General features: G+C 38.8%; 18 protein-coding genes, 2 rRNA genes and 2 riboswitches. Of the genes, 16 read left to right on the forward strand and 4 right to left on the reverse strand.

The features are described from left to right. The first annotated feature begins 15 nt into the window (after window positions 1–15). Both BK577_RS13035 and BK577_RS13040 read left to right on the forward strand, forming a co-directional pair. Entirely contained in the window at window positions 16–1,518 is a 1,503-nt protein-coding gene (locus tag BK577_RS13035; RefSeq protein WP_078433567.1) for a tripartite tricarboxylate transporter permease, read from the forward strand. A 426-nt stretch (window positions 1,519–1,944) separates the two neighbouring features. After that, window positions 1,945–2,526: a nitroreductase family protein gene (locus BK577_RS13040; protein ID WP_078433193.1), complete on the forward strand. Its 582-nt coding sequence runs from the start codon at window positions 1,945–1,947 to the stop codon at window positions 2,524–2,526. 55 nt (window positions 2,527–2,581) lie between these two features. Here BK577_RS13040 and BK577_RS13045 read toward each other — a convergent pair whose 3' ends face one another. Further along, window positions 2,582–3,766 carry a DUF4317 domain-containing protein gene (locus BK577_RS13045; RefSeq protein ID WP_078433194.1) on the reverse strand — a complete coding sequence of 395 codons (1,185 nt, stop codon included), beginning with the start codon at window positions 3,764–3,766 and terminating at the stop codon, window positions 2,582–2,584. A gap of 329 nt (window positions 3,767–4,095) precedes the next feature. Here BK577_RS13045 and BK577_RS13050 point away from each other — a divergent pair, with 329 nt between their 5' ends. Next, window positions 4,096–5,235: a CAP domain-containing protein gene (locus BK577_RS13050; protein ID WP_245823472.1), complete on the forward strand. Its 1,140-nt coding sequence runs from the start codon at window positions 4,096–4,098 to the stop codon at window positions 5,233–5,235. 53 nt (window positions 5,236–5,288) lie between these two features. Here the strand turns inward: BK577_RS13050 and BK577_RS13055 are convergent, their stop codons facing one another. Then, a complete protein-coding gene (locus tag BK577_RS13055; RefSeq protein ID WP_078433196.1) occupies window positions 5,289–6,467 on the reverse strand; it encodes a sensor histidine kinase in 1,179 nt (392 codons plus the stop codon). Window positions 6,468–6,864: 397 nt separating this feature from the next. Here BK577_RS13055 and BK577_RS13060 point away from each other — a divergent pair, with 397 nt between their 5' ends. The 3 genes from BK577_RS13060 to BK577_RS13070 all read left to right on the forward strand — a co-directional run bounded on the left by BK577_RS13060 (window position 6,865) and on the right by BK577_RS13070 (window position 7,673). After that, complete coding sequence (locus BK577_RS13060) at window positions 6,865–7,107, forward strand: hypothetical protein (protein ID WP_078433197.1); 243 nt, start codon at window positions 6,865–6,867, stop codon at window positions 7,105–7,107. Between the two features lies 1 nt (window position 7,108). Beyond that, on the forward strand, window positions 7,109–7,357 hold the full coding sequence (locus BK577_RS13065; protein WP_078433198.1) for a hypothetical protein: 249 nt from the start codon (window positions 7,109–7,111) through the stop codon (window positions 7,355–7,357). A gap of 127 nt (window positions 7,358–7,484) precedes the next feature. Further along, on the forward strand, window positions 7,485–7,673 hold the full coding sequence (locus BK577_RS13070; RefSeq protein ID WP_078433568.1) for a hypothetical protein: 189 nt from the start codon (window positions 7,485–7,487) through the stop codon (window positions 7,671–7,673). 128 nt (window positions 7,674–7,801) lie between these two features. Here BK577_RS13070 and BK577_RS13075 read toward each other — a convergent pair whose 3' ends face one another. Next, window positions 7,802–8,008, reverse strand: coding sequence for a hypothetical protein (locus BK577_RS13075; RefSeq protein WP_078433199.1), 207 nt, complete (start codon window positions 8,006–8,008; stop codon window positions 7,802–7,804). A gap of 83 nt (window positions 8,009–8,091) precedes the next feature. On the opposite strand from BK577_RS13075, the gene BK577_RS13080 reads away from it, so the two are divergent. Beyond that, window positions 8,092–8,724: a hypothetical protein gene (locus tag BK577_RS13080; protein ID WP_245823473.1), complete on the forward strand. Its 633-nt coding sequence runs from the start codon at window positions 8,092–8,094 to the stop codon at window positions 8,722–8,724. 52 nt (window positions 8,725–8,776) lie between these two features. Here BK577_RS13080 and BK577_RS13085 read toward each other — a convergent pair whose 3' ends face one another. Then, entirely contained in the window at window positions 8,777–9,955 is a 1,179-nt protein-coding gene (locus BK577_RS13085; RefSeq protein ID WP_078433200.1) for a DUF418 domain-containing protein, read from the reverse strand. Between the two features lie 153 nt (window positions 9,956–10,108). Between BK577_RS13085 and BK577_RS13090 the strand changes: the two genes are divergently transcribed. The 9 genes from BK577_RS13090 (at window position 10,109) to BK577_RS13130 (ending at window position 25,656) form a co-directional block, all read left to right on the forward strand. Further along, complete coding sequence (locus BK577_RS13090) at window positions 10,109–10,828, forward strand: response regulator transcription factor (RefSeq protein WP_078433201.1); 720 nt, start codon at window positions 10,109–10,111, stop codon at window positions 10,826–10,828. Further along, complete coding sequence (locus tag BK577_RS13095; RefSeq protein ID WP_078433202.1) at window positions 10,825–12,585, forward strand: sensor histidine kinase; 1,761 nt, start codon at window positions 10,825–10,827, stop codon at window positions 12,583–12,585. Before BK577_RS13090 ends, BK577_RS13095 begins: the two co-directional genes overlap by 4 nt. 169 nt (window positions 12,586–12,754) lie before the next feature. Beyond that, on the forward strand, window positions 12,755–13,717 hold the full coding sequence (locus tag BK577_RS13100) for an AAA family ATPase (RefSeq protein ID WP_078433203.1): 963 nt from the start codon (window positions 12,755–12,757) through the stop codon (window positions 13,715–13,717). After that, complete coding sequence (locus BK577_RS13105) at window positions 13,718–14,926, forward strand: DUF58 domain-containing protein (protein ID WP_078433204.1); 1,209 nt, start codon at window positions 13,718–13,720, stop codon at window positions 14,924–14,926. It begins immediately after the preceding gene. Then, window positions 14,923–17,136: a transglutaminase TgpA family protein gene (locus tag BK577_RS13110; protein ID WP_078433205.1), complete on the forward strand. Its 2,214-nt coding sequence runs from the start codon at window positions 14,923–14,925 to the stop codon at window positions 17,134–17,136. Before BK577_RS13105 ends, BK577_RS13110 begins: the two co-directional genes overlap by 4 nt. 24 nt (window positions 17,137–17,160) lie before the next feature. Continuing rightward, a riboswitch (purine riboswitch) is annotated at window positions 17,161–17,262 on the forward strand. 205 nt (window positions 17,263–17,467) lie between these two features. Beyond that, on the forward strand, window positions 17,468–19,009 hold the full coding sequence (guaA, locus tag BK577_RS13115; protein ID WP_078433206.1) for a glutamine-hydrolyzing GMP synthase: 1,542 nt from the start codon (window positions 17,468–17,470) through the stop codon (window positions 19,007–19,009). A gap of 84 nt (window positions 19,010–19,093) precedes the next feature. Continuing rightward, window positions 19,094–19,195, forward strand: a riboswitch (purine riboswitch). 131 nt (window positions 19,196–19,326) lie between these two features. Further along, a complete protein-coding gene (locus BK577_RS13120; protein ID WP_078433207.1) occupies window positions 19,327–20,649 on the forward strand; it encodes an NCS2 family permease in 1,323 nt (440 codons plus the stop codon). A gap of 301 nt (window positions 20,650–20,950) precedes the next feature. Further along, window positions 20,951–22,500, forward strand: a 16S ribosomal RNA gene (locus BK577_RS13125). A gap of 226 nt (window positions 22,501–22,726) precedes the next feature. Next, window positions 22,727–25,656 (forward strand): 23S ribosomal RNA (locus BK577_RS13130). Together the 16S and 23S rRNA genes form the textbook arrangement of a ribosomal RNA operon. Window positions 25,657–25,824 lie beyond the last annotated feature (168 nt).

Here is a 25,824-nt window from a genome sequence, read left to right on the forward strand (position 1 = left end):
GTGAATCGAATGGATATGAATAATTTTCTCGAAGGATTAATGACATCTTTAGAGCCGATGAATATATTATGGGTTATTATTGGGGGATTTTTAGGAACAATCGTAGGAATGTTACCGGGACTTGGACCAGCAACAGCTGTAGCGGTATTGATACCTATTACATTTGGAATGGAGCCAATCAGTGCGATTATCCTAATGGCTGCGATTTACTATGGTGCCATGTATGGTGGATCGAGAAGTTCGATTTTATTAAATACACCTGGTGATGGATCAGCAATTGCTGCAACCTTTGATGGATATCCTATGGCTCAAAAGGGTCAAGCTGGTGAAGCAATGGCCATTTCAGCGGTAGCCTCCTTTATTGGTGGAATTATGGCTGTTATCGGATTTATTTTCCTTGCCGAACCCCTTGCAAACTTTGCCTTAAAATTTGGACCAGCAGAATATTTTCTTTTAATGCTGCTTACTCTTTCTGCAATTGTATCACTTTCAATTGGCAAAATGATAAAAGGATTTTTGGCCATGTCACTGGGGCTATTATTAAGCACAGTTGGAATAGATACACAAACGGGTGTTTATCGATTTACATTGGGAATACCACATTTCAGTGAAGGAATTGATTTCTTAATTGTGATTATTGGGGTTTATGCAATTGGTGAGGTATTGTACAATTTCCTTACGATTGATCACCTTAAGAAGGAAAAGAAAAAGGTCGGGAAAATTTGGTTTAGTAAAGAGCAATGGAAACGTTCGAAGTGGCCAATTTTAAGATCTGGACCACTTGGATTTATTATTGGAGTTCTGCCTGGAGCAGGTGGATCCATTGCTTCGATGATCAGTTACTCTACAGAAAAACAAATCTCTAAAAAGCCTGAGGAATTTGGTAAGGGTGCAGTAGAAGGACTTGCAGCTCCGGAGTCTGCTAATAATGCCGCATCTGTAGGGGCGATGATCCCATTATTAACAATGGGTATACCAGGATCCGGTACAACAGCTGTCATGCTAGGAGCACTTATTATGCTCGGAATTAAACCAGGCCCACTTCTATTCGAAAACGACCCAACAACTGTTTGGTCTCTAATTAATAGTATGTTTATTGGGAATATCGCCTTAGTTATTATTAATATTTTACTAGTTGGTGTCCTTGTAAAAATACTTGATACACCGGCAAAAGTACTTTATCCAATTATCGTGTTACTAGCTTTCATTGGGACATATACACTAAGTTACAGTGCTATTGATTTCTTCTTACTGTTGGTTTTCGGCTTATTTGGGCTTATGCTTAAAGTTCTAGACTTCCCGATTGCACCTCTTGTTTTGGCTTTAATTGTTGGAGCGGACATGGAGCAAAATTTCCGAAAGGCAGTATTATCATCTGATGGAAGTATGGATATCTTCCTCGCCTCACCAATTTCTGTAACTCTTATCTTCTTAACGATCTTATCCATTAGCTATCCAGCTATTGTGAAATACTTTCAAAGGCGTAAAGAGAGAAAAGATATAAATATAAATATGTAAGTGAAAATCCGGTGTTATTTTGGTTTTTATCAGGATAACATCGAATTTTTTGTTCTGTGAAAAGCTTTTTTACTTTTGAATAGATAAATAGATTACTTAGTATACTAGAATAGAACAGTAGTGAAGAGGGAAGTAAAGGTAATACAAAATTTTCGTGAATTTAGAATATTAAGGACGTAACTGTTCTTAATATTTTTTCATAATCAGTAAAATACGGGAACATAAGCCAGCTGAAAAAGCACTATCAGAGAGCACTATCAGAGTTAAGGGAGCCCCCACCTTAGTGCGAGCAACGAATTTCCGTAATAAGATTTAGAATGACAATAATCAAAAAATCACTAAAAAAGACTGATTCATAAGCCGTATATTTTGATTGGAAGGAAAATATTGCTAAAATAAATATATCTTGAGCATGGAGGATTATAAATGGTGAATGTCTCAACTATACGTAAACCTAATTTCGAAGTATCCCCTCAATTTATTAATCGTTGGTCACCGAGATCTTTTTTGGAAAAGGAAATTCCGGAGAATGTACTTTTCAGCCTTTTTGAGGCAGCGCGTTGGGCTCCATCAGCATCTAATATACAACCTTGGAGATTTATTATAGCTCGCACAAAGGAAGATCTTGAAAAATTCCATTCTTTTATTATGCCTGGAAACCTTGTATGGTGTAAAAAAGCGCCTGTATTAGCTGTCGTTGCTTCAAAAAAAACTACTGAACGCGGCCCTAACTCTTGGCATGCCTTTGATGCAGGAACGGCTTGGGGATATTTGGCTTTAGAAGCACATAAAAAAGGTCTAGTAACCCATGCAATGGGAGGATTTGAAAAAGAGAAAGCTCGTGAAGTTTTAAATGTGCCGGATGATATTGAAATTCATGCGGTAATAGCGATTGGATATCAAGGTGAAAAAGAAATACTGCCAGAAAATCTCCAGGAGCGTGAACAACCAAGTGATCGCCGTCCGTTGAAAGAATTGCTTTTTGAAGGTACCTTTGACAATAAATAAAAAATGAAAATAAGAGTGAAACCTACTAACTGAGTAGGTTTCACTCTTAATATTTCTATTCTTCCTCCGGTTTCACACCAAAAGCCTCCGGAATCATCGTAAATCCTTCAATTACAGTATCTTCTTCCACTTCAATCATTAGGTAACGTTTGCCGCTTAATTGAACTTGTTTTACGTACCTTAAATCTTGCGGGCTAATCGAAATATTTGCTATTTTTGTATTGATTTTAATTGATTTTGATGTAAACTTCGGCAAAACACTGTTTGCTTTTATCTCATATTTATCATCATCAATTATTTTTTTGAAGGAAGTTTCGACTTTTTCTGTATTTACATCTTCAAGTCCACTCATTTTTAGAACTCGTGCAACATCAATTGAATCTAATTTTGGTTGTTCTTCCTCTTCATTTTCAACAATCATCCGGTTAATTTCTTCATACACATTAGAGAGAGTGGAGGTATTCAATTGATCTCCTGTAACATCCTTAATAATTTCCTCAAAAACAATTTTATCATCTTTTGCGGTCATCGTTTCCTCGCCATTTAATACCTCTTCAATGAATTGGTGATCAGGTTCATGTACTCTGCCTGATGAATATAAGATGTGATTAACATCTGCTGCATGATCAGTAAAACAAGGAAACAGAAATCCGCCCATAGGTGCATGAAGGTTAATGATTGGATCAACAACAAAGTTGTACTTAAACTCTCTTTCAACATAGTCAAAAAGCAGTTCTTTTTTGGGCTCTTGAGTATTATTGATGCTGCATAAAATAAAGGGATGAGAGTAAACGGTATCTCGTTCACTTTCTTCTGCTTCATCATTTCGACGTTTCGTTGGTTTTAAATATTCTCCACGAATGAATGTAACGACAATGTCCATCTCATATTGTCGGGTAAGGAGCATTTTTCCTACGATTTGAAGCATTTGTTCCTTCCAGCCTTCCACATCTGTACTGAGTAATCCTTGATGTAAAATAAGCTGGCTGCTATTGGCGGCATCTCGTTGGAACTTCAATTCAAAGAGCTTTTCATCCAAATTGCCGGCAAGTAACTTTTTAAAGTTACTCATAAATAGCTCTTTTTGATCATCATCAAGCATTTCAAATGGCTGGCTTTGATGATGATAAATCTCACTTGATTCCTTCATAATATACACATTAAAAATGTCAGAGATTTTGAGTAAATCATTATTTATTTTGAATTGTTTTCGAATATTTGCTACATCTTTTTTATTCATGATTCGGTTACACTCCTAAGCCACTCTACTTTTAGTCATTCCTTTATTTTAACATACTTGTTTTCTTGATAATAAGTATCGAAAGTGTGTATAAACACCTTAAGTCTTTTCACCAAATTTTCATAATCGGGCGTTATAATCAGCTTTAATTAGGTCAAAGTTGTAAAGAAGCTGTTTTTTATTTTACTATCAAATAGGATAAGATTTTATTGATGGGTCTAAGAAAAACTAAGGCTTTTTGCATTAGGACTTGGTGATAAGTTAGTTTTTTCCAATCTTTATAACTTAATTTTTGCTAAAATCATGATTAAAAGAAATACGGGACAGGAGTGTCGTTATTGCCGAGAGTACAAAATATTGTTGCTTTGCTTTTGGTTGCAGGCGGTTTTTGGTATTTTTATGGGGAGACCTTTAATCAAGCCGGTATTCAAGGTTTAGTTGAAGAAGTTCGTACAGATATTACAGAGATAAAGGAAAATCCTGAAGTAATCTCTGCGATAAATAGAGTGAGTAATGACATTCAGCAATTGTTTCAGAGACTTATTCAAAATATACCGGAAAAGGAAGAGGAAAATCAAAAAGTAGTAGAGCCTCCGAAGCTTGAAGCTCCTTCTGAACAGTCATATTCGGTTTATAATATAGAAATTGGTGACACTCGGGAACAGGTCGAACAGCAAGTGGGGACAGCAAAACGATCGTCTTTAAATGAGTATGGAGTTGAGTGGGTTACGTATCACGAGAATTACCAAAACTTTATTATGGTCTCGTATGATAATCAAGACCGGGTTGCTGGTCTTTATACAAATCAGGATTTATTAACAACAACAATGGGAATTTCCTTCGCAAGTTCAAGGGAAGATGTTCTAGCGGAGATGGATGATCCACTTACAAGCATTCAAAAAGGATTTGTATTTTATCAAGTTCAAAATAATGAGGAATATGATATATTTCGGATTGACCAAAATTATGTGACAGTCTTTTATGATAAGCATGAAGAAAATACTGTTACAGCTATTCAAATTATCAGTGAGGAACTGGAAAATCAAAGAGAAAACTTCTTTGCTGTACCAAGTGAAGAGTTGAAAGAAGGATTTGAGTACCAGTTGTTTGATTTAACAAATGCCGCCAGAGTGACTCATGGTCTATCTGTACTGAATTGGGAGGAACCAGTCCGGGGAACAGCTCGTGACCATAGCCAGGATATGGCGGATCATAACTACTTTAGCCATACCAATCTTAACGGTCAATCTCCGTTTGATCGAATGACAGAAGACAATATTACGTATCAAATGGCTGGAGAGAATCTTGCTACAGGACAAATCAGCAGTGTTTTTGCACATGAAGGATTGATGAATTCACTAGGTCATCGAGAAAATATTTTGCAAACAGATTTTGAAGGGCTTGGTGTTGGTGTTGCGTTTAGTAGTGATTCACGTCCGTATTATACGGAGAATTTTTTAACGAAATGATGCAAGGGGTGGTTGGTTCATGCAACCACCTTTTAATTTTTTATTAGAACGAGTTACTTTAAAGGCAGTTTCACCTCAAAATAAGTCCTGCCATCAAACGATTCTACGTGGATCTCCCCATGATAAGTTTCCACTATTTTTTTCACAATATAAAGCCCTTGGCCTCTAATTTTGCGTTCTGCATTTTTCGATTTCGTCGAATATCCCGGAATGAAAATTTTCTCTTTTTCCTCTGCTGGGATAACAGGGCCTGTGTTTGTTACATGGAGCACATATTCTACGTTGTTGTCTCCGCAGTAAACGTCAATTTTACGCTGGTCATGTGGAAGTTCACTTGTTGCATCGATTGCATTATCAATCAAGTTCGATAAGATTTTAACCAGGTCAATTGATTGGATGGAATCAAAGGAAGAATTTGAAATATGAAATTGAATATCAATATTATGATTCTGTGCTTTAAGAGATTTAGTTTGAGATAAAACAGATAATGCTGGATTTTTAGCGTTACTTGGCAGTTGATAGATGACTTTTGCTTCTTCGCGCATTAAATTTGAATAATCCAGAGCTTCCTGCTGTTTTCCTAGTTTAAGTAACCCATTTAAAACTTGAATATGGTTGGCAAAATCATGACGTAATGAACGTACAGACTGTACTAATGAATGAATTTCAACATGATATGTTTCTTCTGTTTCACCAATTTGATTCATTAATTCACGCTTGTACCATTTTTGTATAATGAAAAAAATCATTAATAATAAAATGACCAACAGTCCACTTATGATAAAGCTTGGCATACTGTTCTCAATTACTGTAGCACCAATTCGATCAAGGGTTGTTGTTTCAATATCTATACTTAAAAATCCGATTGTTTCTCCTTGTTTGTTTTGAATAGGTACACCGGCAGATATATACTCTCCATAATGTGGATCCTTAATTTTACCTGTTACATACGGCTTGTTCGCGAAGGCTTGTTGAATTTGATCCAGTGGAACCAAACAGTCCATTCCAATCGTATAGTAATTTTGATTATCTTTTGGAAATCCGGCAATCATGACTTTGGGTCTTGACTTAGCATCCTGAAAAGATAATGTATAAACATGCAAAGCTGCCGTATGTTTTTGTGCTTCATATAGAGATTGTCTAATCTTCCAGTAATCCTTCGTTCTTTCAGGTTTTTTAATAAAACGCTCATAGGCATCTGTATCAATTGTTTTCGCAATTGAAGCAGCCATGACTTGTGCGTTGTTCCCTACCGATATTTCTGCTGCCTTTTTAGCAGTATAATAAGAAACCAATATATTTAGTGTAATTAAACAAAGAAGAGTTGTTAACGCAAGTATAATAATGAATTTAATCTTTTTACTCTTTTTTATAATGTTGAACTCCTTTCGACAGAATGTTTAAAGGAAAAATATATTTCTACTATAATAGGTATCTAAAAGATTCTACCCAATATTGGCTGTAGTTACAATAGGTAGTACTAGTTTGCAAAATTTGTGTAGTGCAGGCTGAGAATAGGAAAGAAATTGACATGGATTACACTTGGATACCGAAGCTAACTGACTCACATTCCTTTTCTCACACGCATATAGTAAGTAAAATTAGCTTTTATGAATGGAGGAATCATTAGTGCCTGTTTCGGTTGTATTTAATCAAATAAATGTTATAAGCATGTCTTCCAATTCGATTATTGCCTCGGGCCAGAACAGCCAACCCGATTGGAATACTCAAGGGAAATTTAATGCGGGTAATGGAAATTCTGTAAACGCCGTAATCTTAGGATGTACAAATATTATTAATGATCAAGATGTATGTGATACTACTATTGCTCAGCCGGAGAATATTAATCCACAAACAGTTTCGCAGATTTAGAATGTGTATGAATATTACATTTAGTAATATCAATATTGCTTCTATATCGTCAAATTCCGGAGTTTTTACCGGGACCAATTCACAAATAAATTGGCAGGTAAATAGGAAAAGTAATAACGGATTAGGAAAAATGATAGGATATCAAAATGTAGCTGCTCAAGTCGTTAATATAATTAATGATAATGATCTGATTGATGCGGATTTTTCACAATATCAAAAGGAAAATAACCAGGTTGTTACGCAGAGTTAATTGGCTCCTTACCATCTTTAATATAGATGGTTTTTTGCTCTTTCAAGGTATTCATTGTCTAAAACTTGCATATCGTTATATAAATGGGAATTTTATTATCATGTTATATGTAAAGGGGATACTAAAGATGGTGAAAGTTCAATACAAGTCAATTAGTGTCCAACATATCACGAATAGTTCAGGTGTATTTTTCGGAGACAATGTCCAATATCGTTGGAGAGTTCAAAAGAAGACTTCTGAAGGGTTCGGCAATGTAATGGGAAGCGGAAATAAAATAAAAAGGAATACAACTGTAAAAAGAGAGAGGAATACGTAATTTATCTATTGTTATTGAAGGGTTGTTGATTATCTTTATAATATTAGAAAGCATATGAATTTTATGGATAATAGTATAAGAAAAACTAAGGCTTTCGCCATTAGGACTTGGCGACAAGCCAAATTTTTCTAATCATCATTTAGGACAAGATGTGTATTGTTAGATAGCTTATTTTCATTTCCAAGCACCTTCCCGAAACCCGAATTATTTCTTTTGATTGTTGACCTCCAATAAAGTTGATAGTTTTTCCCAATAAAAATCCCTGAATTATCTTCAATGTTACTTACGGTAATATCCTCAAATGTAATCTGCGGGGCAGTAATCTCAAATTTCAACTTTCCTCACACCGATCAAATGAACTTATAACACATGGTATGTTACGAATGTCTAAAGTGCTAATGATAAGGGATGAGATAATATGGATTTAAATGAAGGAACCATAATAAAAATCCTTCAAAATATAGAAAAAAGAATGGTTCAAATAGAAGAAAAACTCAATACTGAGCAGAAAAATTATAAGTTTCATATTGATCATGTAGAAAATTTGACTCTTGAAAACTTGTCCTATCATTTAGAGGCTCTAGATGTAAAAGAGGTAAGTGGTATCCTAAATATAGGAAACACTTTTCAGGAGGGTCGTCCCACTACAATTCAAAAGCAAAAGATTAGAAGTAAACAAACACCGAAAACGGAAGATATATCTATTATCATTAATGAAAAGAAAATCCCATATAAATTTGTTGGAAGCGAAGAGAATAAAGTAAATGAACGTGATCCCCTTGCCTCTATATTCACAATTGGTGATATTCATATTGGGAACATTGAAGATGCCTCAGCTGTGAACTTCGGAAACAATTTTCCAACAGATTTTACAAGTAACAAAAAACACAATCAGGGTTTGGGGAATATTTTTGGAAATCAAAATGACATTCATGATATACAGTCACTTATGGAAGAAAAGGATGCAGTCGAAGTTTATCATGACAGTCAAGAGAAACCTGATGATAAATGGATGGAAATACTTTTAAAGAGTAAAGAGGAAGAAAATTAAGGAGGAGGATAGACATATGAGCATATTCTGCCTATCCACTTTCATAATAAAACTACATAGATACTGTTTGTTTATTGCTTTTGGGGCCTTTTATAGAGAAATTTGTAACAATTCTTAAAAACCTCTCGATAGGACCCTGTTTAGCTAGTCTAAGATAGAATGTACTCGAAATCATTTGAATCATAAATATACCTATTGCAAGGGTAATGCCTTTAAGCACAGAGGAACTTCCGAAATATCCAAAGCCATATCCATAATAAATTGTCGTACAAATGATTGTTTGCATAAGGTAATTTGTTAGAGAAAGCTTTCCGACACTTATGAATGCCCTTTTAATGATTCCCTCTTTTGACAGGGTAAAAAGAAAAGCAAATAAAAAGATGTAACCAATTGATAATAAATTTGCTCCTATGAAATTGAAGACCTCTGACCAATTGAAATCAGGGAAAAAGAGTGAACAACTTTTTAATGCCAAACCAACAGGTATTAACACCGAGCCAAGTTTGTATTGCTTTTTTTCTAATTGGGGCATGGTAAATAACCCTATTTTAGCGCTATAAATTCCTAGTAAGAATAGTGGTGCCGAGATTAATGGAGCCAGGGCAAGAATGAAGAGAAATAATCCATCTGATATGTCTAATGGTATCTCATTGTTACGGTGTTCTTTGATTTCCGAATAAGTTCCTGTGCTGTAAATTTCGATTGTATCTCTCACATAGGTTTCCATCTGCTCTTGTTCCTTCTTCGTTTCTTCATAACCTCCATAGCCTAATAAGGATGTCAAACAAAGTAATATGACTGCCCAGATGAGAATGGTGTTACTTTTTCGATTTAAGAAAAGTAACAAAAAGAAACCCATCATTCCGTAAAATGTTAAAATATCTCCCTCCCATAAATATGTACCATGCAAAATACCTAGTAGTAAAAGTGCAAGAAATCTCCTGACAAAGTAGCGTTTATATTTAAGGGCTTTGCCTTCCAATTTTTCTTTCATTTTAACCATTGAATAGCCGAATAAGAAGGTGAAGATTGGCATAAAGCTCCCCTCAATGGCAATTTTTATAACATGATAGGCTGTATGATTAGCTTGTGAAAGAGAGTAAAAGTTAATCTCATCTTTTCCCCATATCCCGTATTGGAAAATAAGCATATTTGCTAGTAAGATTCCAAACAAACTAGCACCTCGCATTGCGTCAATCATGTCAATTCTGTTATGTGCAGTAGTCTTCATAATAAATCTCCTTTTGTTGATTTGTACTTTTAGAATATCTATACAGCCTTAACTCAACGAAAAGAGAAGATTAACAGATACTTAATTTTAAAAAAGGGAAATTAATGTTTTGGTAATGTTTGTATGTTACGATCATTCCTGAGGTGAGATTTGATGCAAGAAGCAAATATATTATTGGTTGATGACGAAACATCAATTGTGAAAATGGTTGAAATGGTGTTAGAAAAAGAAGGATTTACGAATATTTATACTGCATACACAGCACATGATGCGTTAAGGATCATTCAAAATTATCCGATAGATTTTATTGTACTTGATGTGATGCTGCCGGACTTATCCGGCTTTGATATATGTCCGAAAATCAGGGAGACATCTGATGCTTATATTTTGTTTTTAACAGCGAAGGTATCAGATTTAGATGTACTGACCGGATTTGCGATTGGGGGAGATGATTATGTAACTAAACCTTTTAATCCTCTTGAGATTGCAGCTCGAATTAAAGCGACTCTAAGAAGGAGAGAGTTGCCTAAAAGAATGTACAAAAATATAAAGAAAAACACCAATCGATTTGATTTTGGAAGGTTTTGTGTTGATGTTGATGCAGGGGAATTACTTGTAGACGGAAAAGTAGTGCAGTGTCCGGCACAGGTATTTTATCTGTTAATCTATTTCTGTCAAAATCCGAATATTGTTATTTCTAAACAAAAGTTATTAGAAACTGTTTGGGGATTTGAAAGATACGTAGATGATAACACAGTAACTGTCCACATTCATAAGTTAAGGGAAAAAATTGAAGTAGACCCAAGCAATCCAAAATACTTAAAAACAGTGAGAGGTCTGGGATATAAGCTCGTCAAGGAGAGAGAAATGTGAGAGCCGTAAAGAGAAGATTAACATTTCACTTTTTAATCCAATACTTTACCATAGCTTTGCTGTTAAGCGTGATAGTTGTAGGACTTGTTATATTGTTATTTTGGTTTATTGCAAATGAAGATATGAAGCGCAGTTTTCCTGCAGGTGCATTAAGTTCACTTGCTACTGAGATTAATATTGTAGATGGTGAAGCAACGATTAGTAAAGGCTGGAACGAGGAATTGAAAAAGCAAGAAATGTGGTTTCAAATTATCAATGAAGATGGAAATGAAATTGCTTCAAGCAATACTCCGGCAAATGTTCCAAAATCATACTTATTTAATGAGTTATTAAAAATTGATGAGGAAAATCGCTTTAGAGATTATCATGTTTATACTGAAATTGATACGTATACATTTTCTGACCCCTATTATTATTTGTTAGGATACAAAGATCCTTCCTATGAACATCTAATAGCTCTTATGAACAAGTATAGCCAATATGGAGAAATTGAAAGCAGTTATATAGAAAATGTTAACAACGAACTCCTAAAAGAGGATGAAACATTACATATTGTTGATGCTAATGGTGAAATTATACAAAAGTTTGGTAGTATGCTTGAAATCCAGGAATATAAACCTCTTGAAATCTTATCAAGAAGAATAGATCAAGGTATGTATCCAACAAAGATATCTGTAATCTCCGATGAAAAATCAAATTTCACATGGGTTTTACATTCGAAAAATAAGTTAACAAAGGAATATTCCAATCCAACGTTTTTCCGAAATCTGTTAATCGCGTTTATTGTGGTGGCAATCATTGTTTTGGTGATTACAATTAGTATTGCTGTTTGGCACGGTTTTCGATATGGACGTCCGATCGTGATCTTTACTAGTTGGCTTGGGAGAATGGAACAAGGACAATATCAAGAAGTTCTAACTGAAAGAGAAAGGAAAAGAATCTTTCGGAAAAGTGGGAAGGTAAGGACGAGGTATCGTTTGTACCAGGAGGTTTTTCAAGCTTTTTATAGTATGGCAGAAAGGTTAAGCTCAGCGGAGAAAGAAAGGAAACGTCTTGACCAAACAAGGGAAGAGTGGATGACGGGGATCTCGCACGACTTACGAACTCCCTTATCAACTGTACAAGGATATGGGCATTTATTAGAAAGTGAAAAATATGAATGGTCTAGGCTTGAGATTAAAGATATGGGCAAGGTCATTCGCGAAAAGGGAGAATATATGCTCGAACTTGTTGAGGATTTCTCTCTTGCGTTCCAACTGAAAAATAATGCTTTAGAGGTGTCAAAGGAAGAGGTTAATATAAACATATTTCTTCAAGATATTGTTTCAAAGTATAAGGAAGATCGTACACTGATGGGAGTAAATCTCTCACTAGTTGAAGAAGTGGATCATGTACAATTAACTATTTCCAGAAAGTGGTTCGAACGAATCTTTGATAACCTGATAATGAACGCTATAAAGCATAACCCGACAAATACAAGCATTACGCTTATTATTAAAAGAGGGAAGAATCCAGATTCAATAGAAATAAAGATTAAGGACAATGGGGTTGGAATGGAAGAAGAGATGAAGGAAAAACTATTTGACCGTTATTATCGTGGAACAAATACCGAGGAGAAAGTGGATGGGGCAGGGCTTGGCATGAGTATTGCGAAGGAAATTGTAAAACTGCATAACGGTGATATTCATGTAAGTTCACGGGTCGGTGAAGGGACTGTTATTACGTTAACATTTCCTATGCCAGTCGAATTGGAATGATGTGCCCAGGATAAACCTTCTTATTATTAGTGTCTTAGTTGATTAGTTCAATGGGACACTTTTTTTGTGTAATATCTAGTACATATTACTAAATGCAAAAGGGTTTCGCTTCGTTTCTAAAGAATACTATAATAGAAGATAGATAGAATTTCACCGTAGGAGGAAAATGATGTCTCAAATTGAAGAAATGCATCCAAAACTCGGTCGAGTTATTCAAAATATAGAAAATGTTATGGTTGGTAAAAGAGATGTAAGCATTTTGAGTCTGGTGGCCATTCTGGCAAATGGACATGTTCTATTAGAGGATGTTCCTGGTGTTGGAAAAACCATGATGGTTCGTGCGCTTTCTAAATCAATAGGTGCTGAATTCAAAAGAATACAGTTTACACCGGATTTATTGCCTTCAGATGTAACAGGGGTGTCGATTTATAATCCAAAGGAATTAAAGTTTGAATTTCGGGAAGGTCCTATTTTTGGGAATATTATATTAGCGGACGAAATTAACCGTACCTCTCCAAAGACTCAATCAGCACTTCTTGAAGGAATGGAGGAAGGAAGTATTACAGTAGACGGTGTAACCAGAGTTCTTACTAAACCGTTTTTTGTAATGGCGACTCAAAATCCAGTTGATTATGAAGGAACATATCCATTGCCGGAAGCCCAGTTAGACCGTTTTCTATTTAAGCTTAGAATGGGTTACCCAACGAAGGCTGAAGAATTAGAGGTATTAACCTTAGCTGAAAGAGAGAGACCTATTCATAAAATTGATAGTGTGATTACAAAAGAAGAGCTGGTAGAACTTCAAAATGAAATGCAATTTGTCTATGTTGATGGGACGATTAAAAATTATATTATCGATTTGACATCAAAATCAAGGTTGCACCCATCTGTTTATTTAGGTGCCAGTCCACGTGCTTCTATTGCCCTAATGAAGGCTGCTCAAGCGTATGCGTTTATTATGGGGCGTGATTATATTATTCCTGATGATATTCAGTATTTAGCTCCTTTTACATTAGCTCACAGGATTATTTTGAGATCGGAAGCCAAGTTTGAAGGGAAAAGTGCTGATGATATTGTGAAGGAAATTATTTCAAAAACGCCTGTACCAGTGCAAAGGGCAATGAGTAAGTAAATGAGTTATTTCCTAAAGAATTTAAAGGCTGGCTGGAAGGTTGTTTCTCTCTTGTTTTTTACGTTGATTGCATTTAGTTATGCGATGTTTCAAGGTGGGTTTGTAAGCTGGTTTTTATTTTACAGCTTTCTGCCCTTTGCTATTTACTCCCTATTATTAATGATTTATCCTATTCGTTCGATCCGGGTTACGAGACGAATTAATCAGGATCAATTTTCGGTCGGCCAGCGATTAATTGGCACTATTACAATTAAGCGATCATTTCCTTTCCCGCTATTTTACTTACTTGTTGAAGATGAATTAACTGAAAAGCTATTGGGAGTGAAAAGGTTGGAAGAGCCTAAAAGACTCTTTTTCCCTTGGTTTAAAAAATCATTGTCATTTAGCTATGCTCTTCTTGAAATGTCGCGTGGTGAACATCATTTTAGATCAATTCGACTCAGAACAGGTGATCTTTTTGGGTTGATTGAAAAAGAAATAACAGTAGAAGTGGAAAATTATTTCTTAGTGTATCCTTCGACTGTTGACCTTGTCTATCATTCAAATCAAAAACAATATGAACAGGGGGCGGCATCAAGCTTAACAAAATATTGGCAGGATTCAACAATGGCAGTAGGAGTCAGGGAATATCAACCGGGTGACAAGTTCGCATGGATTGATTGGAAGGCGACAGCTAGAAGAGATTCAATTATGACAAAAGAGTTCGAACAAATGCAAAGCCATGATTTGGTTATCTTTTTTGACCGTACCCCGTCTCCATTATTTGAAACTGCTGTATCTTATGCTGCCTCTTTGATCCAAGCTATTACCAAAAGCGGAGCGAGAGTAGGGTTTGTTTCGGTTGGAGAACAATCACACGTTTTTCCAATGCAATTGGATGAACAACATAGAAGGAATTTATTCTATCATTTAGCCAAGGTTGATTGTGATAGTAAAACCTCCTTTGCTACTATCTTAGAGGAAAATAGATTGAATACAGAGGTAAAGCAATCTACCAGCATTATCGTTACATCAAATCTTACCCTTGATCTAACCAGAAAATTGGAGTTGTTGTCAGGACAGCAACGAATGTTTATCTTATACCTTGTAAAAGATAGAAATGAAAATCTCACCAAAGAGGAAAGTGTGTTAGTTGAGAGGCTGGCTCAACGTCAAATTCAGCTTCATATTGTGAAGGATCAAAACCATAAAGAGGTGAGCAGCCCATGAAGGTATCTAATAGTTTTGAGGGGAAATCTGTTGCTCTTTTATACTATGTGTTTGCGTTTATTTTGTTATGGGAATGGCTGAAACCTCTAAATGCATTTACCGATACAGGAAATACATTTATATTCGTGTTTTTTATTGGTGTCAGCTTTCTCATGACGTTTTTTCATACGAAATGGTATATTTCCTTTCCAGTGAAGATATTCATCATTATGTTTATGCTGCATGGATTGTATTTTGAAGGAGTATTTTTCAGCTTTCTATGGATAAGTGACTTAATGCGGGATATTGGCTTCAATTTCTCTCTTATTCCAAGTGCAGATTGGATGGGAATGACGTCAAGTTTCCGGACATTACTATTCTTTATCCTACTTTGGCTCTTGGTCTACTTAATTCATTACTGGATCTTATATCAGAAGAGAATTTTATTTTTCTTTGTGTTAACTCTCGTTTATATTACGGTATTAGACACATTTACACCATATGATGCTACCTATGCCATTGTTAGAATCGTGTTAATTGGTTTTTTTATGCTGGGTCTGCTTTATTTTGACCGATTAAAGAAGCTTGAAAATCTTAAAGTGAAACGAATCACTTCTTTACGTTGGATTATGCCTCTTTTTGCTTTTATTGTCTTTTCAATGATACTTGCAATTCTAGCACCTAAAGCTTCACCGCAATGGCCTGATCCTGTTCCTTTTATAACAGCAGTCGGGCAACAAGATGAAGGTGGAGGAGATACGAAAAGGATTGGGTATAGCCCGAATGATGAATCATTGGGAGGATCGTTTGTTAGTGATGATACTGAAGTATTTAGACATACATCTACAGACAGGCATTACTGGAGAGTGGAAACAAAAGATGTATACACGGGTAAGGGTTGGCAAGCTTCTGATCCTGAAGCAGTACAGGAAGAAATTAGTTCCATTCCTGATGAGCTAAGCTGGTTTGATGATAGAGTAGAGACAAAAAGTCTTGAATCCAGTATTACGATTAATCAAGAATATCGTTATCTACATGTGATCTATCCTCTTGGATTAACATCTGTTAAAACTGAATCGGAGTTCCCGCTATTTCTTAATCGGAACTCGGAAATGATATCCCCATTTCAGGATGATGAGGGTTCCAGGGAAGATTTCCTATCCTATGACGTGACATATGATCTCCCGTTATATCCATTAAATGAGATGAAGAAAGCACAAACTTTTGAAGATGTCCCAGAAGGTTTTAACGAAAGGTATACACAATTACCCGAATCTCTACCAGAGCGTGTGCGGGAGCTTGCGGTATCTATTACAGAATCAAAGGACAATCAGTTTGATAAAGCGAAGGCGATAGAAGATTATTTAGGTAGTGCTGAATATACCTATGATAAAGAAGAGATACCTGTTCCTAGTGCTGAACAGGATTATGTAGATCAATTTTTATTTGAGACATTTAAAGGCTATTGTGATAATTTCTCAACGTCGATGATTGTTTTATTAAGATCCGTCGATATCCCTGCACGATGGGTGAAGGGATATACAGAAGGTGAGTTTGTAAGTACGGCAGAGAATAGTGAAAGAGAATATGTTGTGACAAACAATAATGCTCATTCTTGGGTGGAAATATACTTTGATGGTGTTGGCTGGGTACCATTTGAACCAACAAAAGGTTTCGTTAATCCTTATACGTTAACGAATGATTATAGGGATGTAACAGAAAATGAGGATAAAGAAGAACCTGAAGAAGTTTTAGAAGAAGAAAAAGATCCTAAACAAACTCCCGAAAAGCCTGAGGAAGTGGAAGAGGAAGAATCTGCATCCTCAACGAACAGCTCCGGTTTAAACATGGGTGATTTTCGTTTAGGTAGTATGGGCTTGTATATATTATTAATTATGGGAGCTTTATTGATCTTTATCGTCTATCGAACAAGAATGAAGTGGCTGCCAGGATTGATTATAATGAAATATAAGAATCGATCAGATGATGATGTGTTTTTCCAAGCTTACGAATCCCTGTTAAAACAGTATGAAAGACGAGGGATTAAACGAAAAGAAGGTCAAACTTTAAGAGAATATGCTCGTTACATTGATGACTATTTTCAAATGGTTCATATGACGGCATTAACCAAAAACTATGAAAAGGCATTGTATAGACAGGATAATGCTAAAGATGAATGGAGAAATTCAGTTGAATTGTGGGAAAATTTAATTAAAAGGACATCATCTTGACCAAGTGCATGTGAGATTGATAGAATTAAAAAATTAATAGACCTTCATATATCCTCGATAATATGGATCGAGAGTCTCTACCGGGTAACCATAAATCTCCCGACTATGAAGGCAGAATAAGTTCGTAATGTAACTAGAATTCTGCCTTCTTCAATTATTGCATCTTAAAGATGTAATATAAATGGATGTATTGTCCATGATGAAGGTGGATTCTAGTTTTTTGCTATTTAGACGATGGATAGGTGTATTTCCTGGGTTATGAACCTTTTGTATGGATACTATGGTCTTTTTAGCATACTAATAAGTGCATGAAATATACGATGAGGTGACGATGGTGGCAAACATTCATGAAATGGTAGTAGTTTTAGACTTCGGAAGTCAGTACAATCAGTTAATCACAAGACGTATCCGTGAATTTGGAGTGTATAGTGAGTTACATCCCCACACTCTTTCAGCAGAAGAAATTAAACAAATGAATCCAAAGGGAATCATTCTTTCTGGTGGACCTAATAGTGTGTATGGAGAAAATGCATTTGATTGTGATGAGAAAATCTTTGATTTAGGTATTCCTGTACTTGGTATTTGTTATGGAATGCAGCTTATGACACATAAACTTGGTGGTAAGGTTGTTCCTGCAGATCACCGTGAATACGGAAAAGCGACAATAGATGTGCATGGGAAACCGGCTCTTTTTACAGAGTTGCCTGAGCAGCAGGTTGTTTGGATGAGCCATGGTGATTTAGTGCAAGAAATTCCGGAAGGATTCCATGTGGATGCTACCAGCACTTCTTGCCCATTTGCAGCAATGAGTAATGAAGATCGTAAGTTTTATGGTGTTCAATTCCACCCTGAGGTTCGTCATTCTGAATTCGGAAATGAATTACTTAAGAACTTTGTTTTCAATATTTGCGGCAGTGCAGGTAACTGGTCAATGGAAAACTTTATTGAAATGGAAACGGACAAGCTGAAGCAAAAGGTAGGAAATAAGAAAGTTTTATGTGCATTAAGTGGTGGAGTTGATTCATCTGTTGTAGCAGTTTTAATTCATAAGGCAATTGGTGATCAATTAACATGTATCTTCGTTGACCATGGCTTACTGCGTAAAAATGAAGCGGAAAGTGTAATGAAGACCTTTAGTGAAGGCTTCAACATGAATGTTATTAAAGTGGATGCGAAGGATCGTTTCTTAGATAAACTAAAAGGTGTATCAGATCCTGAGCAAAAACGTAAAATCATTGGTAACGAGTTTATCTATGTTTTTGATGACGAGTCAGCTAAATTGCAAGGTATTGAATTTTTAGCTCAAGGTACTCTTTATACAGATATTATTGAAAGTGGTACAGCTACAGCTCAAACAATTAAATCCCATCACAACGTAGGCGGTCTGCCGGAGGATATGGAATTCCAACTAATTGAGCCGTTAAATACTTTATTTAAAGATGAAGTTCGTGCTCTTGGAACAGAGCTTGGTATTCCGGATGAAATTGTGTGGAGACAGCCGTTCCCAGGTCCGGGATTAGGAATACGTGTGCTTGGAGAAATCACTGAAGAAAAACTTGAGATTGTTCGTGAATCAGACTATATCTTACGTGAAGAGGTCAAAAAGGCAGGACTTGATCGTGACATCTGGCAGTACTTTACGGTATTACCTGACATTCGAAGTGTTGGTGTAATGGGTGATGCAAGAACATATGATTACACAATCGGGATTAGAGCTGTAACATCAATTGATGGAATGACATCTGATTGGGCCAGAATTCCATGGGATGTATTAGAGGTTATTTCAACAAGAATTGTAAATGAGGTTAAACACATTAATCGTGTGGTGTATGATATTACCAGCAAACCACCTGCAACAATTGAGTGGGAGTAAAATACGAACAAAACGAACATTATTTAAAATAATGTTCGTTTTTTTATTGACGAACATAAGGTGTGCTGATAAAATAAAGTTAGAATTAAATAAGTCGGAATACGTCGTATAATGTCGAGGATATGGCTCGAAAGTTTCTACCAAGCTACCGTAAATGGCTTGACTACGAGGTATTAATAGCATGGTTCGATCAAACCTGCCATTAATATTTTTTTAGTCAAGCGCTCACGTAATGTTGGGCGCTTTTTTATTTGGATATTAATGAGGAAAATAGTCGTGTGTGCTAATAAACTAATACTGAGGAGGAATACCTATTTATGAAAAAGTTTTTTCAGTTTGATGAATTAGGTACAAATTATCGACGTGAATTTATTGGTGGTTTAACAACGTTCTTATCTATGGCTTATATTTTATTTGTTAATCCGAACACATTGGCAATGACATCTATTCCGGATTTGCCAGATGCTATGAGAATGGACACAGGAGCGATCTTTACAGCTACAGCAATAGCAGCAGCAGTCGGGTCGTTGTTAATGGGTCTCATAGCGAAGTATCCTATCGCTTTAGCACCGGGTATGGGGCTAAATGCATTTTTCTCTTTTACAGTTGTATTGACAATGGGAGTACCTTGGCAAACGGCATTATCAGGGGTTTTAGTGTCAGGTGTTATTTTTATTCTTCTAACCCTAACGGGATTACGTGAAAAAATTATTAATTCTATTCCGGCTGAATTAAAGTTTGCTGTAAGTGCTGGGATTGGTTTGTTTATAACATTTGTTGGTTTTCAGAACGCGGGGATTATCGTTAATAATGATGCTACATTAGTTAGCCTCGGTGATTTTACAAATCCTCAAACATTACTTGCGATATTTGGTATTTTTGTAACAGTTATATTAATGGTTCGTGGAGTAAAGGGCGGTATATTTTACGGAATGCTTATTACAGCTATCGTTGGAATGGCTACAAGCCAAATTGCTGTACCAGATAAGGTGGTTGGGGCAATACCAAGCTTAGCACCGACCTTTGGACAGGCATTTATAAATTTAGATCAGATCTTTACAATACAAATGCTTGTTGTTATTTTAACTTTCCTATTCGTGGATTTCTTTGATACTGCTGGAACATTAGTTGGGGTTGCGAACCAAGCAGGACTAATGAAAGATAATAAATTACCAAGAGCAGGGAAAGCGTTGTTCGCTGACTCAGCTGCTACGGTTGTAGGTTCTATCTTAGGTACATCTACGACTACATCATATGTTGAATCTTCTGCAGGGGTTGCTGCAGGGGCACGATCAGGTTTTGCCTCTGTTGTAACAGCTATCTTATTCTTATTAGCTTTGTTTTTCTCTCCGTTACTAGGAGTTATTACATCTGCAGTAACTGCACCAGCATTGATTATTGTTGGAGCATTAATGGTAGCATCGCTTGGTCAGATTGATTGGAATCGATTTGAAATTGCAGTACCGGCATTTTTAACTATTATTACAATGCCGTTAGCATACAGCATTGCAACAGGGATCGCTGTTGGTTTTATCTTCTATCCAATCACAATGATGATGAAGGGTAAAGCGAAAGAAATCCATCCTGTTATGTACGGATTGTTTGTTATCTTTATTCTATATTTTGTATTCTTAGCTTAAAAGAGAGTAAGAAGGGAGCATTTGCTTCCTTTTTTTGTTTGTGAAATTTATTGTTGACTATATGGTGTGTAGCTGGTATAGTAGTGAAAGTCATCCGAAAGGCATTCAGTTACTTTCGATTGATAAAAAAACATGTTGACTTAATTGTTTGCAACATGTTATATTGATAAAGTCGCTTCTGAAGGAACGACAAACAAAATGATCTTTGAAAACTAAACAAAACCAAGCGTGCCAACGTTAATTTCGATTAACAAAAAACGTACTATATAGTACAAAACTTTTATGAGCTATATCAAACACTTTATTGGAGAGTTTGATCCTGGCTCAGGACGAACGCTGGCGGCGTGCCTAATACATGCAAGTCGAGCGAATCTGAGGGAGCTTGCTCCCAAAGATTAGCGGCGGACGGGTGAGTAACACGTGGGTAACCTGCCTGTAAGATTGGGATAACTCCGGGAAACCGGAGCTAATACCGGATAACATTTTGAACCGCATGGTTCAAAATTGAAAGATGGTTTCGGCTATCACTTACAGATGGACCCGCGGCGCATTAGCTAGTTGGTGAGGTAACGGCTCACCAAGGCAACGATGCGTAGCCGACCTGAGAGGGTGATCGGCCACACTGGGACTGAGACACGGCCCAGACTCCTACGGGAGGCAGCAGTAGGGAATCTTCCGCAATGGACGAAAGTCTGACGGAGCAACGCCGCGTGAACGATGAAGGCCTTCGGGTCGTAAAGTTCTGTTGTTAGGGAAGAACAAGTACCAGAGTAACTGCTGGTACCTTGACGGTACCTAACCAGAAAGCCACGGCTAACTACGTGCCAGCAGCCGCGGTAATACGTAGGTGGCAAGCGTTGTCCGGAATTATTGGGCGTAAAGCGCGCGCAGGCGGTTTCTTAAGTCTGATGTGAAAGCCCACGGCTCAACCGTGGAGGGTCATTGGAAACTGGGGAACTTGAGTGCAGAAGAGGAGAGTGGAATTCCACGTGTAGCGGTGAAATGCGTAGAGATGTGGAGGAACACCAGTGGCGAAGGCGACTCTCTGGTCTGTAACTGACGCTGAGGCGCGAAAGCGTGGGGAGCGAACAGGATTAGATACCCTGGTAGTCCACGCCGTAAACGATGAGTGCTAAGTGTTAGAGGGTTTCCGCCCTTTAGTGCTGCAGCAAACGCATTAAGCACTCCGCCTGGGGAGTACGGTCGCAAGACTGAAACTCAAAGGAATTGACGGGGGCCCGCACAAGCGGTGGAGCATGTGGTTTAATTCGAAGCAACGCGAAGAACCTTACCAGGTCTTGACATCCTTCGCTACTTCTAGAGATAGAAGGTTCCCCTTCGGGGGACGAAGTGACAGGTGGTGCATGGTTGTCGTCAGCTCGTGTCGTGAGATGTTGGGTTAAGTCCCGCAACGAGCGCAACCCTTGATCTTAGTTGCCAGCATTCAGTTGGGCACTCTAAGGTGACTGCCGGTGACAAACCGGAGGAAGGTGGGGATGACGTCAAATCATCATGCCCCTTATGACCTGGGCTACACACGTGCTACAATGGATGGTACAAAGGGCTGCAAGACTGCGAAGTCAAGCCAATCCCATAAAACCATTCTCAGTTCGGATTGCAGGCTGCAACTCGCCTGCATGAAGCCGGAATCGCTAGTAATCGCGGATCAGCATGCCGCGGTGAATACGTTCCCGGGCCTTGTACACACCGCCCGTCACACCACGAGAGTTTGTAACACCCGAAGTCGGTGGGGTAACCGTAAGGAGCCAGCCGCCTAAGGTGGGACAGATGATTGGGGTGAAGTCGTAACAAGGTAGCCGTATCGGAAGGTGCGGCTGGATCACCTCCTTTCTAAGGATATGAGGCATGCTTGGTATTTTGTTTAGTTTTGAGAGATCATACGATCTTTCAATAAGTAAGAAAACACATAGGAGTGAAAATGCATTCAGCATTTGATGATCCTGTGCTTTATGTTCCTTGAAAACTAGATAACGAAAACAATTCAAGTAATTCACTGAGTTTAAACGCTTAGTTTAGTGATTCTCTTAATAATGTAAGTGACATCTTTGATGTCAAAGGTTAAGTTGTTAAGGGCGCACGGTGGATGCCTTGGCACTAGGAGCCGATGAAGGACGGTACTAACACCGATATGCTTCGGGGAGCTGTAAGTAAGCTTTGATCCGGAGATTTCCGAATGGGGAAACCCACTGCTCGTAATGGAGTAGTATTTTTACCTGAATACATAGGGTAATAAAGGCAGACCCGGGGAACTGAAACATCTAAGTACCCGGAGGAAGAGAAAGCAAACGCGATTTCCTGAGTAGCGGCGAGCGAAACGGAATTAGCCCAAACCAAGAGGCTTGCCTCTTGGGGTTGTAGGACACTCTATACGGAGTTACAAAGGAACGGAGTAAATGAAGAGGTCTGGAAAGGCCCGTCAAAGAAGGTAACAACCCTGTAGTTGAAACTTCGTTCCCTCCAGAGTGGATCCTGAGTACGGCGGGACACGTGAAATCCCGTCGGAAGCAGGGAGGACCATCTCCCAAGGCTAAATACTCCCTAGTGACCGATAGTGAACCAGTACCGTGAGGGAAAGGTGAAAAGCACCCCGGAAGGGGAGTGAAAGAGATCCTGAAACCGTGTGCCTACAAGTAGTCAAAGCCCGTTAATGGGTAATGGCGTGCCTTTTGTAGAATGAACCGGCGAGTTACGATCCCGTGCAAGGTTAAGTTGATAAGACGGAGCCGCAGCGAAAGCGAGTCTGAATAGGGCGAATGAGTACGTGGTCGTAGACCCGAAACCAGGTGATCTACCCATGTCCAGGGTGAAGTTCAGGTAACACTGAATGGAGGCCCGAACCCACGCACGTTGAAAAGTGCGGGGATGAGGTGTGGGTAGCGGAGAAATTCCAATCGAACTTGGAGATAGCTGGTTCTCTCCGAAATAGCTTTAGGGCTAGCCTTGAAATGAGAGTCTTGGAGGTAGAGCACTGATTGGACTAGGGGCCCCCATCGGGTTACCGAATTCAGTCAAACTCCGAATGCCAAAGACTTATGTTCAGGAGTCAGACTGCGAGTGATAAGATCCGTAGTCAAGAGGGAAACAGCCCAGACCACCAGCTAAGGTCCCAAAGTATACGTTAAGTGGAAAAGGATGTGGAGTTGCTTAGACAACCAGGATGTTGGCTTAGAAGCAGCCACCATTTAAAGAGTGCGTAATAGCTCACTGGTCGAGTGACTCTGCGCCGAAAATGTACCGGGGCTAAACGTATCACCGAAGCTGTGGATTGTTCTTTTAGAACAATGGTAGGAGAGCGTTCTAAGGGCTGAGAAGCGAGACCGGAAGGACTCGTGGAGCGCTTAGAAGTGAGAATGCCGGTATGAGTAGCGAAAGAGGGGTGAGAATCCCCTCCACCGAATGCCTAAGGTTTCCTGAGGAAGGCTCGTCCGCTCAGGGTTAGTCGGGACCTAAGCCGAGGCCGAAAGGCGTAGGCGATGGCCAACAGGTTGAAATTCCTGTACCACCTCCTCACCATTTGAGCAATGGGGGGACGCAGAAGGATAGGGTAAGCGCGCTGTTGGATATGCGCGTCCAAGCAGTTAGGCTGACAATGAGGCAAATCCCATTGTCACATAAGCTGAGCTGTGATGGCGAGGGAACTATAGTACCGAAGTTCCTGATTCCACACTGCCAAGAAAAGCCTCTAGCGAGGTGAGAGGTGCCCGTACCGCAAACCGACACAGGTAGGCGAGGAGAGAATCCTAAGGTGAGCGAGAGAACTCTCGTTAAGGAACTCGGCAAAATGACCCCGTAACTTCGGGAGAAGGGGTGCTTTTTAGGGTGAATAGCCCGGAAAAGCCGCAGTGAATAGGCCCAGGCGACTGTTTAGCAAAAACACAGGTCTCTGCGAAGCCGCAAGGCGAAGTATAGGGGCTGACGCCTGCCCGGTGCTGGAAGGTTAAGGGGAGAGGTTAGCGCAAGCGAAGCTTTGAACCGAAGCCCCAGTAAACGGCGGCCGTAACTATAACGGTCCTAAGGTAGCGAAATTCCTTGTCGGGTAAGTTCCGACCCGCACGAAAGGCGTAACGATCTGGGCACTGTCTCAACGAGAGACTCGGTGAAATTATAGTACCTGTGAAGATGCAGGTTACCCGCGACAGGACGGAAAGACCCCGTGGAGCTTTACTGTAGCCTGATATTGAATTTTGGTACAGCTTGTACAGGATAGGTAGGAGCCTGAGAAGCCGGAGCGCTAGCTTCGGTGGAGGCGTCGGTGGGATACTACCCTGGCTGTATTGAAATTCTAACCCACAGCCCTGATCGGGCTGGGAGACAGTGTCAGGTGGGCAGTTTGACTGGGGCGGTCGCCTCCTAAAATGTAACGGAGGCGCCCAAAGGTTCCCTCAGAATGGTTGGAAATCATTCGTAGAGTGTAAAGGCACAAGGGAGCTTGACTGCGAGACCTACAAGTCGAGCAGGGACGAAAGTCGGGCTTAGTGATCCGGTGGTTCCGCATGGAAGGGCCATCGCTCAACGGATAAAAGCTACCCCGGGGATAACAGGCTTATCTCCCCCAAGAGTCCACATCGACGGGGAGGTTTGGCACCTCGATGTCGGCTCATCGCATCCTGGGGCTGTAGTCGGTCCCAAGGGTTGGGCTGTTCGCCCATTAAAGCGGTACGCGAGCTGGGTTCAGAACGTCGTGAGACAGTTCGGTCCCTATCCGTCGTGGGCGTAGGAAATTTGAGAGGAGCTGTCCTTAGTACGAGAGGACCGGGATGGACGCACCGCTGGTGTACCAGTTGTCTTGCCAAAGGCATAGCTGGGTAGCTATGTGCGGAAGGGATAAGTGCTGAAAGCATCTAAGCATGAAGCCCCCCTCAAGATGAGATTTCCCATCACATTAGTGAGTAAGATCCCTGAAAGATGATCAGGTTGATAGGTCAGAGGTGGAAGCGCGGTGACGTGTGGAGCTGACTGATACTAATCGATCGAGGACTTAACCTAACAATAAGCGAATGCTTAGTGAATTGAATTGTGAATCGTTATCTAGTTTTGAAGGAATATGTATTCTTTCAATCTAAGTTCATAGTAAGAAGGTTTCGAGAAACGAACAGTTCAAGGAATCGATTGAGGAGACACCGGAGCGTACTTCAGTATGTGAGGATGTTGACG

Source organism: Metabacillus halosaccharovorans (assembly GCF_002019635.1).
Lineage (GTDB): Bacteria > Bacillota > Bacilli > Bacillales > Bacillaceae > Metabacillus > Metabacillus halosaccharovorans.

Excerpts from the sequence above, each read along its gene's own strand:
- BK577_RS13035 (WP_078433567.1), top strand. The coding sequence starts at position 16 with ATGAATAATTTTCTCGAAGGATTAATGACATCTTTAGAGCCGATGAAT.
- BK577_RS13040 (WP_078433193.1), top strand. The coding sequence starts at position 1,945 with ATGGTGAATGTCTCAACTATACGTAAACCTAATTTCGAAGTATCCCCT.
- BK577_RS13045 (WP_078433194.1), bottom strand. The coding sequence starts at position 3,766 with ATGAATAAAAAAGATGTAGCAAATATTCGAAAACAATTCAAAATAAAT.
- BK577_RS13055 (WP_078433196.1), bottom strand. The coding sequence starts at position 6,467 with ATGGCTGCTTCAATTGCGAAAACAATTGATACAGATGCCTATGAGCGT.
- BK577_RS13065 (WP_078433198.1), top strand. The coding sequence starts at position 7,109 with ATGTGTATGAATATTACATTTAGTAATATCAATATTGCTTCTATATCG.
- BK577_RS13070 (WP_078433568.1), top strand. The coding sequence starts at position 7,485 with ATGGTGAAAGTTCAATACAAGTCAATTAGTGTCCAACATATCACGAAT.
- BK577_RS13080 (WP_245823473.1), top strand. The coding sequence starts at position 8,092 with ATGGATTTAAATGAAGGAACCATAATAAAAATCCTTCAAAATATAGAA.
- BK577_RS13085 (WP_078433200.1), bottom strand. The coding sequence starts at position 9,955 with ATGAAGACTACTGCACATAACAGAATTGACATGATTGACGCAATGCGA.
- BK577_RS13090 (WP_078433201.1), top strand. The coding sequence starts at position 10,109 with ATGCAAGAAGCAAATATATTATTGGTTGATGACGAAACATCAATTGTG.
- BK577_RS13100 (WP_078433203.1), top strand. The coding sequence starts at position 12,755 with ATGTCTCAAATTGAAGAAATGCATCCAAAACTCGGTCGAGTTATTCAA.
- BK577_RS13105 (WP_078433204.1), top strand. The coding sequence starts at position 13,718 with ATGAGTTATTTCCTAAAGAATTTAAAGGCTGGCTGGAAGGTTGTTTCT.
- BK577_RS13110 (WP_078433205.1), top strand. The coding sequence starts at position 14,923 with ATGAAGGTATCTAATAGTTTTGAGGGGAAATCTGTTGCTCTTTTATAC.
- guaA (WP_078433206.1), top strand. The coding sequence starts at position 17,468 with ATGGTGGCAAACATTCATGAAATGGTAGTAGTTTTAGACTTCGGAAGT.
- BK577_RS13120 (WP_078433207.1), top strand. The coding sequence starts at position 19,327 with ATGAAAAAGTTTTTTCAGTTTGATGAATTAGGTACAAATTATCGACGT.